Raw genomic sequence first — 13,477 nt, 5'->3', positions numbered from 1 at the left:
AATCAATAGTGGTTTCAAAATAATCCAAACATATGTCGGGAGGAATCCGAGTTGTTGAATATTACGTTCCATGGTCACTCCAGTGTACAGCTGGGCACAGAAGAAAAGTCACTGATCATTGATCCCTTCCTGCGTGGCAACGAGCTTGCCGTCACGAAGCCTGAAGATATCAAGACCGATGTTGTATTGTTGACACATGCACATATGGATCACATCCTCGATGCTGAACCTATCGCCAAAGCGAATAACGCCAAAGTTGTGGCTATTGTGGAATTGGCTACATATATGTCTTGGAAAGGTCTGGATACACTCGGCATGAATATGGGCGGAACGGTGGATCTTGGCTTTGCTCAAGCCAAAATGATTCAGGCGTTCCATACTTCCGGGATTGTGCTGGAAGAAGAACAACGGATTATGTATGCAGGTTTGCCTGCTGGATATATCATTACTATTGGTGGTAAAACGATTTTGCATGCAGGGGACACGAGTCTCTTCGGGGATATGAAAATGATTGGTGATCGTCATGACATTGATGTAGCTTTCTTGCCGATCGGTGGACATTTCACCATGGGACCTGAGGATGCACTGCAAGCGGCCGAATGGTTCAATGCCAAACTGACGATTCCGGTTCATTATGATACATTCCCGGTGATTCGTCAGGATGCGGAACACTTCGTGCAACAGCTGGCTGCAAAAGGGTTGGAAGGGCGTGTGTTGGCCCCGGGAGATTCTCTTACCCTGTAAACCACATTTAACCCCTGTTCAATAATAATTGTATTTTTGGATAAAGACGAATATCACGTCAAGATAACTGACGCGATATTCGTCTTTTTTCGGTTTCAGGTTCAATTTTCACCGATAGAGTTGGTACAAATGACAAAAACATTGAAATTCCATTGTTGAACTCTGGTTTGGAATGATATAAAAAGTTACACGGAAACCAAACGGAAATCCGAATTGACCGCAAACAGGGGGAGCGTTCATGTCATTTGTGAAATCACTTTTTTTTCAAATTATTGTCGCGGTAATCATCGGGATTGGGGTAGGCATCCTGTGGCCGGATCTGGGTAGCTTGCTGCAACCGCTCGGGACAGGGTTCATCAAATTGATCAAAATGATCATCGCACCATTGATATTCATGGTGATTGTCACAGGCATTGCCAAGATCGGAGATCTGAGTTCGGTAGGTCGTATCGGACTGAAAGCCATCGTGTGGTTCGAGATTGCAACTACAGTGGCGTTGGTGCTTGGATTGGGGACAGCCAATCTGCTTCGCCCAGGTGCCGGAATGAACGTAAACCCTTCAACCATAGACGCGAGTGGCATTGAAGCGAAAACGAATGGTTCCGAGTTACCGCACACGGTCGACTTTATTATGAATATTATTCCGACAAGTGTTGTGGATGCCTTCGCACAGAATGCACTTCTGCAAGTACTGCTCGTAGCCTGCCTGTTCGGGGTTGCGCTGGCAGCAACGGAGAGTAAGGCAAAAGAAAATGTACTGACGCTGATTGAGAACTTGCTCGGCATTGTGTTCCGCATCATCGGTTATATCATGAAACTTGCACCGATTGGTGCATTTGGAGCCATGGCCTACACGGTAGGAGCCTATGGGGCTTCCACATTGTCGTCCTTTGGTCTGTTGATTCTGGCCTGTTACGGTGCAGCACTGTTGTTTCTCATCATGTTGGCACTCGCTGCCTGGTGGATCACCGGGCTGAATTTCCTACAATTTGTGAAGTATACCCGTGCTGAAGTTATGCTGGCGATTGGAACAGGATCATCGGAAGTGGTGATGCCACGCATGATGGACAAACTAACCAAGGCGGGATGCGATCGTGCGGTTGTGGGTCTTGTGGTGCCGACGGGGTACTCGTTCAATCTGGATGGCGCTTCAATCTATTTATCATTGGCAACGGTATTTGTTGCTCAAGCCGTAGGGATAGAACTGACATTGATGCAGCAGATTACGATTCTGCTGGTGTTAATGTTAAGTTCCAAAGGTATGGCAGGAGTACCTGGCTCCGCATTTCTGGCCCTGTCCGCAACGGCAGTAGCCGTCAATGCTTTTCCGGTAGCAGCGGTTGCTCTGCTGCTTGGTGCAGACCGTTTTATGGATACAATGCGTGTTTTCACAAACCTGATGGGCAACTGTGTTGCAGCATTCGTGGTTGCAAAATGGGAAGGTTTGTTGGATCAAAAGCGAATGCGTGCCGTGCTGTCTGGGGAGATCAGTGCTGCTGAATTGGAAAGAGAAGAACAAGCTGCGCTCTCCTTACTGAAGTTGAATCTGCAGGACAAACAAGGGAAAGCTTCCGTTTCACCAGAGATGTCATAAGAGGCGTGGCTCCGCTGTGGTGATGAAGTCAAGTGACAGCAACCCTATGATAACAATCCATTACAAAAGTAAAAAACAGCAGAGTACATTTAAAAAGTTCAACCAAGATATACCGTCTGTTGCCCACACCACATGTAGGGAGAACAGACGGTTTTTTTTGTGCCAATACAGATATCATGGAGTTCACGAACGCTGATTCCAAAATAAATGTTACAGAGGAAAGGTTTATGGGGAATGTGTAGAAGAGGCGAAGAATAACCATATTATAGTTTCAACTTGTATATACATGTTTAGTTATGTAATATAGATATGAAGTTAACCGAGAACATCACATGAGAGCATTACAATTTATTGGAGGCGTTAACATGAGTTCTAACAATACAACTCCGTCATCTTGGTGGAAGACATCAACGGTGTATCAGGTCTATCCGAAGAGTTTTAATGATACAACCGGATCGGGTACCGGAGATATTCGTGGATTAACCGAGAAGCTTGATTATTTGCAGCATCTGGGTATCGATATTGTGTGGTTGCAGCCGGTATATGTATCCCCGCAACATGATAATGGATATGACGTAGCGGACTATTACCGGATTAATCCGGATTATGGGACGATGGAGGATTTTGACGAGCTGTTGAAAGGTCTGAAGGCTCGCGATATGAAACTGATGATTGATATCGTGGTGAATCACTCTTCGACCGATCATGAGTGGTTCCAGCAATCCCGCTCTTCCAAGGATAATCCGTATCGGGATTATTATATTTGGAAAGATCCTGCCCCGGATGGCGGTGTGCCGAACAACTGGCAATCCAAGTTCGGTGGACCTGCTTGGCAGTATGACGAACTGACGGGACAATATTTCCTGACTTTATTTGATAAAACGCAGGCAGATCTGAATTGGGAGAATGAGGAAGTACGCAAAGCAGTACGGGATATGATTAAGTTTTGGGCTGAAAAGGGTGTAGACGGTTTCCGTATGGACGTGATCAACCTAATCTCCAAAGATCAGCGCTTCCCGGATGACGATGGCAGCGTATCACCTGGTGATGGACGCAAGTACTACACGGATGGACCGCGTGTACATGAATATATCACCGAGATGTACGACGAAGTATTCGGACCGTACAACATGGTGACTGTCGGAGAAATGTCCTCCACAACACTGGAACATTGTATCCGATATTCGAACCCGGCTTCCCGGGAGTTTTCAATGACGTTCAACTTCCATCACCTGAAAGTGGATTATCCGAATGGTCAGAAGTGGGAACTGATGCCGTATGATTTTGAAGCGATGAAGCAGCTCTTCAGTGAGTGGCAGACAGGCATGCAGGCGGGTGGAGGATGGAACGCGCTGTTCCTGAATAACCATGATCAGCCGCGAGCACTGTCCCGATTCGCTGATGATGGTGACTATCGTGCCGAGAGTGCCAAGATGCTCGCGACAACGATACACGGAATGCAAGGTACGCCTTATGTATACCAGGGTGAAGAGATCGGAATGCCGAATCCAGTCTGGAATGACGTTAGCGAGTTCCGCGATATCGAATCGACGAACATGTACCGCTTGCTTCAGGAAGAACGAGGGAAATCAGCGGAGGAAGCGTTCGAGATCGTGAAGGAGCGTTCCCGGGACAACTCCCGCACACCGATGCAATGGAATGGAAGTCAGAACGCCGGCTTCACTACGGGAACACCTTGGCTGAAGGTGGATGAGCGGTATCCTTCCATTCACGTGGAACAGCAGCTGGCTGACCCGGATTCGATCTACTACCATTACCGCAGATTGATTGCCCTGCGTAAACAGGTAAACGTGCTGATCGACGGTCTGTATGAACGCTTGGATGATGCCCACCCGGATGTATTTGCGTACGCACGGACCAATGGAAGTGAAACCCTGATTGTTGTATCCAACTTCAGTAAACGAGACGTCACGTTCTCGCTTCCGGAAGCGGTCTGGAATGATCACATTGCAGGCAAATCAGCTGAATTACTCATTGGTAATACAGAGGCGGCCCCTGCTCTGACGCAGGAAATCTTGCTCAGTCCGTATGCATCCTATATGTGGCTTGTACCACAACAGGACTAATCATATTTTATAAATAGGAAGTGACACTATGGCAATTGATAAAAAACAGGTTGAGGAGATCGTCCGGGCAGTCGGCGGCAAAGAGAATATTGAAGCTGCAACACACTGTGTTACACGACTCCGGTTTGCCTTGCATGATGAGAGTAAAGTGGATACCGAAAGCCTGGATCAGAATGATCTGGTTAAAGGACAGTTCTCTTCCCAGGGACAATTCCAGGTCGTTATTGGGCCTGGTCTGGTGGATAAGGTCTATGATGAGATGATTCAGATTACCGGTGGAGATCGTTCTTCCAAGGATGATGTGAAGGCGGTTGCTGGTAAAAAGCAAAATCCAATTCAGCGAGCGATTAAAACACTCTCGGATATTTTCATTCCAATCTTGCCAGCGATCATCACGGCAGGTCTTTTGCTCGGGATTAATAACATTCTGACAGGTCCAGGCATTTTCTTTGATGGAAAATCACTGGTGGATGTCTACCCAGCCTGGAAAGATCTTGCGTCCATTATTAATACGATTGCAAGTACAGCCTTCACGTTCCTGCCGGCTCTCATTGGTTGGGCAGCTGTAAAAAGGTTCGGCGGCAGTCCGCTGCTCGGGATCGTGCTTGGTCTCATTCTGGTACATCCCGATCTGCTGAGTGCATACGGTTATGCTGATGCCGTGAATAATGGCACAGTACCAACATGGAATTTGTTTGGTTGGGAGATTGAGAAGATCGGTTACCAAGGGCAGGTTCTGCCGGTACTGGTATCGGCCTATCTGCTTGCGAAGATGGAAATTTTCCTGAACAAAAGAGTTCATGATTCGATTAAACTGCTGGTCGTTGCACCAGTTACATTGCTGATTACCGGATTCCTGGCATTTACGATTATTGGACCGGTTACATTCGCCATTGCGAATGCAATTACATCCGGCTTGATCTATGTATACGATTCATACGCGGCGCTGGGTGGTCTGATCTACGGTGGTCTATATGCTCTGCTCGTCATCACCGGTATGCATCACACATTCCTTGCGGTGGATGTTCAGCTCATTGGTAGCCAGGGTGGTACGTTCCTGTGGCCGATGCTGGCATTGTCCAATATCGCACAAGGTTCAGCGGCACTTGCGATGATGCTTGTCCTGCGTGAGAAGAAAATGAGAGGACTTGCGGCAACATCCTCGGTGTCGGCCTTCCTCGGGGTTACTGAGCCGGCGATCTTCGGAGTAAATATCCGTTACCGTTATCCGTTTATCTTCGGTATGGTCGGTTCCGCAATTGGTGGTGTGCTGCTGACGATCAATAATGTTCAGGCAACTTCCATCGGTGTAGGTGGTGTACCGGGCTTCCTGTCGATTTTCCCGAACAAGTGGGGCGTCTTCTTCATCGGCATGGCGATCGTCTTGGTGGTACCGTTTGTACTGACGGTCCTTTTTGGCAGAGCCAAACTGAGAAAAGAAGATCGTAATGCAAGCAACGGAACGGATGCTGAGCCTACAGCGGCTACATCGCAATCTGCTTCGGCGGTTACCTCTTCCACTGCCAAAACTGAACCAAACCAGCGCACACGTAGTGCAGCTCAAGTAGGGGACGAAGCAGTGAATACGCTGGAAATTATGGCACCATTAACAGGCCAGGCCGTGTCACTGGAGCAAGTACCTGATCCGGCTTTTGCCGAGAAACAGATGGGTGAAGGTGTAGCCATTGAGCCTTCCGGCAACCTGGTCGTAGCTCCGTTCGATGCTCAAGTCGCTCATGTGATCAAGAGTAAACATGCCGTGATTCTTGAACACGCGAGTGGACTACAAGTTCTGATCCATGTAGGGATTAATACGGTATCGCTCAAGGGTGAAGGTTTCAACATGCATGTCGAAGCTGGCGAGCACGTAAAGGCTGGGCAAAAGTTGTTGGAATTTGATCGTAAGGTCATTGAAGATGCGGGATATCCGCTGATTACACCGATTATCATTCCAGATGGCCAAGATATGGTTGAACGGGTAGAAGTCACAACAGGTGATGTTACCTCTAATCAAAATGGTGTGTTGAAGGTCCATCTGAAAGGTTAATTAAATATAACAACATGAAGGGGCTGCGTGATGTGCAGCTCCTTTTTGCAGTATGATCGTTATTTCCATGGTTATCATGGTAAACTGTATATAAAATGGAAGAATCACATTTTTGAAATACAGGTTCCTATATAAATTGAACTAAACATTTACACAAAACGGAGAGGACAGAGAGGACCTGAAGAAGCGGAGCTAAAAGCTTTCTGAAAGAAAGCTGCTTCGAAAGCATACACTTCGCCTGCAAGCTTTCTGCAAGAACGCTACATCGGAAACATATGCTATCCCCGGATTTACCCTTTATAAAAGGAATAAATAAATCTGGGGATAACAGCGATCGGAAGGTTGTTCTGTCATCGGAGTGTGCAGTGTAAATATTCTTTAGCTCATTTTATATAGTATGTTTTCTAATAAAACATGCTTCAGGCATGTTCGAGTGGTGGCGTTCATATGGTGGAGTAAGAGATCCTAGCGATCGATGAGGAGGAGAGCCATGACACGTATTGCGGTGATGGTCATTCATGGGCTGGGTATGCGGAAGGATGGGTACGCGGACAAGCTGATTACTTCTTTGCATAAGGAATTGGACAAGGTGATGGTCTTGCCTGGAGCCTCCAAACAGATGCTGGATATTGAGCCCGTATATTGGGCGGATGTATTTGAGGAGCGGGAAGAGATGTTGTTTCAACAGCTCGTCAGCTCTCCGGGATTGAATTACCAGTCGCTGCGACGATTTGTCATCCATTACCTGGCTGACGCGGTTGCATATCAACCTGTGGAAAATCAAGGCCATAACTATGATGCCGTACATCGAACGTTGAATCAGGCGATGCATACCCTTGCACAGCGTAACGGACCCGAAGCTCCGCTCTGTGTAGTTGCCCATAGTTTGGGTGCCGTAATCGCGAGTAACTTCTTCTATGATCTGCAATATCCGTCCAGTCGTATTCCTGAGGTTGTGGATGTGAGCTCGGCGTTGGAGCGGGGGGATACGCTTACTAATTTTTACTCGTTTGGTACAACCCTGCCTTTATGGAGTTTGCGTTACCATGACTTTAGTTGCCCAATTCAGGTGCCCTCTGCCCAGGTGAATCAGTATTATGCCGGACTGGAAGGGGAGTGGGTGAACTTCTACGATCGGGATGATATTCTGGGTTATCCATTACGCCCCATTGATCCGGCTTATGAGAAAGCGGTCAAAGAAGACATTGAAGTGAACTCCGGCGGCGTAGCTATGAGTTGGAATCCGCTAAGCCATGGAGGGTATTTTTCCAATCGAAGCATGAATCGGAGAATCGCGCAGGGGCTTGCACGAACCTGGACCTGGATAAATCGTTCAATATAAAAGATTATTACTTCATCCCATCTTCTTGATACTGAAAACCGATCTTTTTGAACATGTATTGTAAGTACTATAAGTATTGAAATGAGGAGGGAATACGTATGGAATGCAGGACAGGCTGTGCCGCATGTTGTATCGCCATTTCCATATCATCACCGATACCGGGCATGGCTCATGGCAAGCCGGCAGGTGTACGTTGTGTGCAGCTTACAGATGATAATCGCTGCGGAATTTTTGGCCAAAAAGAGCGACCTGCCGTATGCAGTGGATTGCAGGCTGAGGAAGAGATGTGCGGTAGCACCGATCAGGAAGCATTTGATATTCTAACCTGGTTGGAGCAAGAAACTGCACCGACTGTCATTGCACCGAAAGTCGTTTGATTGACTTGTTTTAATTAAATAGGATAATTATACTTAATATGGAAGAAGGTAGATCTGGAGAGGAGATGCGAATACAATGGGGCTTGTTAAACGTTTTGTATTGGTTGTTGTAAATATGATCGGAGAGTTATGGATGGGCTTTTACCGACGTAACTCGGATTATTATGACCATCAGACTTCGGGGTCCAAGAGCAAGATGGGGTATTATGCATTTATTATTGGGGCAACGGTAGTTACGGTAGGCATTGTGGGCTGGATGTACAATCGAATTTATTCATAGGTCGTCATTTTGCTTATGATCGAACATGCCTAATGTCGCTGAAGTGAAGTCTGTACAAATAAAAGAGAGTATCCGCAGGATGTGATATCAAGAGGGTACTCTCTTTGGCATGGGAACAATCATGCTGTTATTGTCCAGTTCATGCTTCTCTTGCGAGAGAGGCAGCCGAAGGCTTGGGTTCTCTGAACATTACGTAGTACATCAATGATGAAATGACATATAAACTGCCTGTGATGCTGAATGTGATCGCGTAACCCCAGTACGTTCCGTATGTGGTGACCAGATGGGATTGAACAGGGCCCATGGTAGCCCATCCAATCATGAAAGCTGTCTGCATCAGTGAATTGGCGATCCCGCGGCGCTTGTCCGAGATGCGATCCACCAGGATGGCTGAATGAATGGGATTGGCTGCATTCATCAACGCTTGTCTGAATAAGAAACTCAATGAAGCGATGAACAGCAGGTTGGTGAAACCTGTTAATAGAAGGAAGGGCAGCGACATAACCTGGAAAATGACTACGGCTCGTACACTCCCGACCCTTGCGGCCAGGGTAGGACCAATTAGCATGGATACTATCGTCATAATCTGACCAAGTGCAATCAGCAGACTCATGCCACTCAGAGATACCGAGAAGCGATTGGTGAAATACAGATTTAGGTATGGGACAACCAGTCCTGAACCTAATCCGATTAATAACTGGGTGACTACAAACTGACCAATCAGTCGGGAATCTTTTTTCTTGGTGACTGAATCATTCGTGCTTACGGTATTTGTCAAACGTTCTTTAAGATCTGCATTGGGTTGAAGATCAGATTGCGCCGAAGTGGTTGTCTGCGGGACGGCCTTGTCCTCGGTTACAAATAACAGTGGAATGAATGCAGCGAGTGTTGCTGCACCACCAACAAATAATACCGTCTGAAGTCCTGTCACTTTGGCGAGTCCTGCCGTATGTAACAAATCTGCGAATACACCGCCACCTAGGCTACCAAGCACCTGGGAAGCAAGCACAAGGGATGAATAATAACTGAACATCTTCAGCCGCTGGCTTTTCTTGACGTTTTCCGCTAGATAAGGAATGGCCAGTACTTGGAATACACCAGCGAAAAGGCCGGAAAATACCGCGAACCAGATCAGTCCTGTAGCTGAATAATCGAAGGAGCGTCCGATCAGGAAGATTCCGCTGAACAACGCCCCGGTAATGAGCAGCCGCTTGCGACTGAACAGATCACCACATAGACCGATAGGAACAAACATAATGGCTGTTGCGAGTGATTGAATACTTACGATCTGGCCGTTCATTGTATCATTATAACCCAGCCCCTGAATGTACAGATTGTACAAGACAGAGAACATGCCATTTCCGATCTGATACAGAATGCTTGCCAGGAAAAAAAGTTGAATATTGCGGGACCAGCCGCGAATTTCAGCATGAATCTGTTGTAAAACTCTCAAGTGGTTCCCTCCAGTCTGCCTGTGCAGTCATTCCAGTTTAACAGGAAAGGGGAATTTGCGGAAGAATTGACCACTGTTTATTTTGGTTCAGGGTTATCCAACACACGAGCAATGACGAATCCATCGTAACCTTTGCTTCCCACCGTTTGCAGTGCTGTAGCTTCAAGCCGGGGGTGATCCGCGATTAACTGCAGGAATGATCGAACGCCTTGAACTCTGGGGTCCGTGCTGTCCGTGCGGATCACTTCACCGTCTCTGACGATATTGTCACCAATAATAAGACTTCCCGGTCGAGTCAGTCTCAGGGCCCATCTCAGATAATCGGGATTACTCGGTTTGTCAGCATCGATGAAGATCATATCAAACGGTTCCCTGTATTCTTCCTGAACATCGGGAAGGGTGGTCAGGGCAGGACCAACTCTCAGATCAACTTTGTGCATAAGTCCTGCACGTATGATATTGGTTCGCGCCAAGTCCGCATGGCGTGATTCCGATTCCAGGGAGACGATACGTCCGTGTTCCGGCAGCGCTCTTGCCATCCAGATGGTACTATAGCCCCCTAATGTGCCGATTTCAAGTACACGGGATGCGCCTTGGATTTGCAGCAGAAGCTGGAGTAACTTTCCTTGATTGGGTGTTACGTCATGAGCGGGCAGTCCAGCTTCGGCATTGGTTTGCAATGTTTGCTCCAGCAGGGAATCGGAGGGGATCAGCAGATCGTTCATGTAGTCATCGACTTGGGTCCAGGTATGCTGGAGATCGGTTGTATTTGTATTTTTCATCTTCAATGTTCCTTCCTTGGTTCTTGTATTGGATTTCATAATTCAACTATAGCTGGAGTAATTGTATAAATAAAATATATATTATGTATGTTAATATAAATTTAAGTTATGTATTTGATATGGAAGAGGTGTAACACATGAATCTGCATGGATTACGATTATTTCATGCCATCGTGAGATATGGCGGGGTCACTCGTGCCGCAGAGGAACTGAATATTAGTCAGCCTGCTGTATCTTCCCAGGTGAAAAAGTTTGAACGTGAATTGGGAATTCAGCTTTTTGTTTCGGAGGGGAGAAGACTGGTGCTTACGGATGCAGGGATACAGTTAACTGGTTATGCGGAACGGCTGTTCATGCTGGAGCAGGATGTCGAGAATTTTGTGCAGGATTTTCGGGAGGGCAAAAAAGGACTGATCCGTCTTACAGCAACCTATTTGCCTTCGAATTTTCTGTTGCCAGGCTGGATTGCGCGGTTCAAGCAAATGCACGAGGATGTAGAGATTGTTGTGAGTACAACCAATACCCGGATGGCATTTGACCAGTTACTTCGCTATGAGGCAGAGATTGCAGTGTATGGTGGGAGTGGTATTACACATGTGGGTGTCCAATGGGACGAATTGTTTGACGATGAGATGTGGTTTGTTGTGCATCCAGACCATCCGTATGCGGGCCAAGAAATTGAGCTGCATGAGATGATGGCAGAACCGTTCATCATGCGCGAAGAAGGCAGTGCTACTCGTGAGCGACTCGTGTCCCTATGTACAACCAATAACCTGGCCGCTCCCCGCATTGCACTTCAGTTCAACGGGCTGAATGAAACGATCAGTGCGGTGAAGGCAGGTTATGGGGCCAACTTCATATCTTCTTTGGTTGTGAAGGAAGATGTGCGGCAAGGTAAGCTCGCACGTGTGTTTGTTCGAGAAGTACAGCTGAGAAATACGGTTGCCGTATGTACACGAGCAGGGGAAGTGTTGTCACCTGCTGCACAGCATCTGGTCAAGTTTATTCGGCAAGAAGCTGCATTGATGAAATAAATAGTGCGATTGCACTTAAAGGATTAAGAGGGTTGCTTATTCGGTATTTAACCTTCACTTTGTTGTGAAGTTCCCCATGCGTGTAATCGGGCGTACAGGGTTACACCGCCAATGATCAGGACGGGAATCCAGACTGCGATCATGGGCACACGGTGGAATAGCAGTGCGGCTGCAATGACACCGACCAAATAGATGACAACAGCACCTGCACGAAGGTAGGCGTCTGTAGACAGGGCTGTGACTAACGATCGAATATTAGCATGTCGCAGTCTTTTAAGGATGCTTACGGTGTCCTCAACCACAGCGGCCAGATTATTGGTTAGCACGGTTGTTGAGATGCCAGCAATGCCGATTCGACGTGCCGCGGTTGTTTGCATTCCCATGGCAACGGCCAGGATGACAATTAACAGGTAGGACAGTTGTTCTGAAAATGGGCTAATCATAGCGATTGCAAACAGAAGGAGCAATATGCTTTCAACTGTAAATACGGTGGTAACCTTAGTAGACCAGCCATTTTTGGTCTGCACAGGTCCAACCATATGTGCTGCAATGGCATTGCCCGCAATAAAACCAATGAGAGCAAGCAGTGACCGGAGCACAACAAATTCCTGAGCTCGGGCAATGGCAATACCCAATAAAACAATATTTCCTGTCATGTTGGCTGTCAGCACATGCCCCAGTCCCAGATATCCGATCAGATCCACCATTCCGGCAGACATACAGAGAAGTAGCATGGCGTATTTTTGGAGGGTACTTTGATTCATTCTATCCGTCCTTTCAAAAGAAACGTAGCCCATCCAGTATACAGCCATAACCCATGCTTCTTCAAAATGAAATTCATAGCGCTGGCTAAGGTGCAGCGAGCCAATCAAACATATTGTTTACCGCAGATTCATGTATTTTCTCGTGAAAATGATGATCCTGCCCGCCATAAGCGTGGAATGTGACGTTTGCACCTCGGCGCTTAAGCCAGTGATACATTCGGGTTCCATGGCTATAATTCACCTGTGTATCCGATGTACCATGCATGATCAGCACCGGACAAGATAGTTTGTTCGCTTTGGATAAGGGAGAACGGGCGAGGTACGCTTCCGGAGCTGCGCGGGGGGAACCACCTAATACCCGCTTCAATGTGCGCCTCAGATCGGTTCGCTCATGGTAAGTGCGTTCCACATCGGAAACACCGCTCCAAAGAACTAATTTATGTACTTTATCCGGTCCCTCATTGTAGGCAGTTGCCGTATGTACAGCATTAATGGCCCCACGCGAGAACCCCATTAACGATATACGTTTCGGGTCGACAAAAGGTAAACGCTGTATCAACCGATAAGCAGCATGCACATCTTCGGCATCTTTTCCGCCGTACTCGTCACGACCTTCACCGCCTTCGTTGCCACGATAGGATGGGGCGAACACGATATAACCTTGTTGTACAAACTGCTCAAGCCAAACGGTATTTACCCCGCCATAGCTGCCAAGTCCGCCGCGACAATAGATCAGCGCTGGCCACTGTTCCTGTGGGTGTGCGATATCAGGTATGTTTGCAGCAGGGTAGTCGCTGGCGAGTGGTTGCAGATGTAGAGAATTAAGTGTGGAAGTGAAGTCCGGAAAGGCAGATGAGACAGAGCGGGGATAAGAAGATTCATATGTCGTGATATCAGGTAATGAACAACCTCGTGGCAAGAATAAATAAGCTTTAACCCGAAGTGTATCGGATGAATACGTCACTTGATAGAG

Annotated in this window: 12 protein-coding genes; 8 read left to right on the top strand and 4 right to left on the bottom strand. The window is 47.2% G+C overall.

Annotation, left to right across the window (positions count from 1 at the left end; translation table 11 throughout):
• Positions 1–51: 51 nt before the first annotated feature.
• The 7 genes from ACX9NY_RS10925 to ACX9NY_RS10895 all read left to right on the top strand — a co-directional run bounded on the left by ACX9NY_RS10925 (position 52) and on the right by ACX9NY_RS10895 (position 8,471).
• Positions 52–744, top strand: coding sequence for a metal-dependent hydrolase (locus tag ACX9NY_RS10925; protein WP_339242027.1), 693 nt, complete (start codon positions 52–54; stop codon positions 742–744).
• 238 nt (positions 745–982) lie between these two features.
• Positions 983–2,338 (top strand): C4-dicarboxylate transporter DctA, encoded by a 1,356-nt coding sequence (gene dctA, locus ACX9NY_RS10920; RefSeq protein ID WP_339242030.1) that lies wholly within the window; start codon positions 983–985, stop codon positions 2,336–2,338.
• A 365-nt stretch (positions 2,339–2,703) separates the two neighbouring features.
• Complete coding sequence (treC, locus tag ACX9NY_RS10915; RefSeq protein WP_339242032.1) at positions 2,704–4,425, top strand: alpha,alpha-phosphotrehalase; 1,722 nt, start codon at positions 2,704–2,706, stop codon at positions 4,423–4,425.
• A 28-nt stretch (positions 4,426–4,453) separates the two neighbouring features.
• Positions 4,454–6,472 (top strand): PTS system trehalose-specific EIIBC component, encoded by a 2,019-nt coding sequence (gene treP, locus ACX9NY_RS10910; RefSeq protein ID WP_339242033.1) that lies wholly within the window; start codon positions 4,454–4,456, stop codon positions 6,470–6,472.
• A gap of 490 nt (positions 6,473–6,962) precedes the next feature.
• Positions 6,963–7,814 (top strand): chemotaxis protein, encoded by an 852-nt coding sequence (locus ACX9NY_RS10905; protein WP_339242035.1) that lies wholly within the window; start codon positions 6,963–6,965, stop codon positions 7,812–7,814.
• Between the two features lie 98 nt (positions 7,815–7,912).
• On the top strand, positions 7,913–8,191 hold the full coding sequence (locus ACX9NY_RS10900) for a YkgJ family cysteine cluster protein (RefSeq protein ID WP_339242037.1): 279 nt from the start codon (positions 7,913–7,915) through the stop codon (positions 8,189–8,191).
• 76 nt (positions 8,192–8,267) lie between these two features.
• The gene (locus ACX9NY_RS10895; protein ID WP_339242039.1) at positions 8,268–8,471 is read left to right on the top strand and encodes a hypothetical protein; all 204 of its coding nucleotides are present in this window, start codon (positions 8,268–8,270) and stop codon (positions 8,469–8,471) included.
• 139 nt (positions 8,472–8,610) lie between these two features.
• Here ACX9NY_RS10895 and ACX9NY_RS10890 read toward each other — a convergent pair whose 3' ends face one another.
• Complete coding sequence (locus ACX9NY_RS10890) at positions 8,611–9,924, bottom strand: MFS transporter (protein ID WP_339260741.1); 1,314 nt, start codon at positions 9,922–9,924, stop codon at positions 8,611–8,613.
• Between the two features lie 77 nt (positions 9,925–10,001).
• Positions 10,002–10,706 (bottom strand): O-methyltransferase, encoded by a 705-nt coding sequence (locus ACX9NY_RS10885; RefSeq protein WP_472478572.1) that lies wholly within the window; start codon positions 10,704–10,706, stop codon positions 10,002–10,004.
• Positions 10,707–10,843: 137 nt separating this feature from the next.
• Between ACX9NY_RS10885 and ACX9NY_RS10880 the strand changes: the two genes are divergently transcribed.
• Complete coding sequence (locus ACX9NY_RS10880; protein WP_472478571.1) at positions 10,844–11,740, top strand: LysR family transcriptional regulator; 897 nt, start codon at positions 10,844–10,846, stop codon at positions 11,738–11,740.
• A gap of 47 nt (positions 11,741–11,787) precedes the next feature.
• On the opposite strand, the gene ACX9NY_RS10875 is transcribed toward ACX9NY_RS10880, so the two are convergent.
• Together ACX9NY_RS10875 and ACX9NY_RS10870 are read right to left on the bottom strand one after the other, a co-directional pair.
• Complete coding sequence (locus ACX9NY_RS10875; RefSeq protein ID WP_472478570.1) at positions 11,788–12,504, bottom strand: YoaK family protein; 717 nt, start codon at positions 12,502–12,504, stop codon at positions 11,788–11,790.
• Positions 12,505–12,589: 85 nt separating this feature from the next.
• Positions 12,590–13,423 carry an alpha/beta hydrolase family protein gene (locus tag ACX9NY_RS10870; protein WP_472478569.1) on the bottom strand — a complete coding sequence of 278 codons (834 nt, stop codon included), beginning with the start codon at positions 13,421–13,423 and terminating at the stop codon, positions 12,590–12,592.
• Between the last annotated feature and the right edge of the window lie 54 nt (positions 13,424–13,477).

The organism is Paenibacillus sp. CB74 (assembly GCF_055687625.1).
This window is presented reverse-complemented; position numbering and strand designations above follow the sequence as displayed.

Bases quoted from the DNA above. Each gene is read 5' to 3' on its own strand.
- dctA (WP_339242030.1), top strand. From the start codon at position 983: ATGTCATTTGTGAAATCACTTTTTTTTCAAATTATTGTCGCGGTAATC.
- treC (WP_339242032.1), top strand. From the start codon at position 2,704: ATGAGTTCTAACAATACAACTCCGTCATCTTGGTGGAAGACATCAACG.
- treP (WP_339242033.1), top strand. From the start codon at position 4,454: ATGGCAATTGATAAAAAACAGGTTGAGGAGATCGTCCGGGCAGTCGGC.
- ACX9NY_RS10905 (WP_339242035.1), top strand. From the start codon at position 6,963: ATGACACGTATTGCGGTGATGGTCATTCATGGGCTGGGTATGCGGAAG.
- ACX9NY_RS10900 (WP_339242037.1), top strand. From the start codon at position 7,913: ATGGAATGCAGGACAGGCTGTGCCGCATGTTGTATCGCCATTTCCATA.
- ACX9NY_RS10895 (WP_339242039.1), top strand. From the start codon at position 8,268: ATGGGGCTTGTTAAACGTTTTGTATTGGTTGTTGTAAATATGATCGGA.
- ACX9NY_RS10885 (WP_472478572.1), bottom strand. From the start codon at position 10,706: ATGAAAAATACAAATACAACCGATCTCCAGCATACCTGGACCCAAGTC.
- ACX9NY_RS10880 (WP_472478571.1), top strand. From the start codon at position 10,844: ATGAATCTGCATGGATTACGATTATTTCATGCCATCGTGAGATATGGC.
- ACX9NY_RS10875 (WP_472478570.1), bottom strand. From the start codon at position 12,504: ATGAATCAAAGTACCCTCCAAAAATACGCCATGCTACTTCTCTGTATG.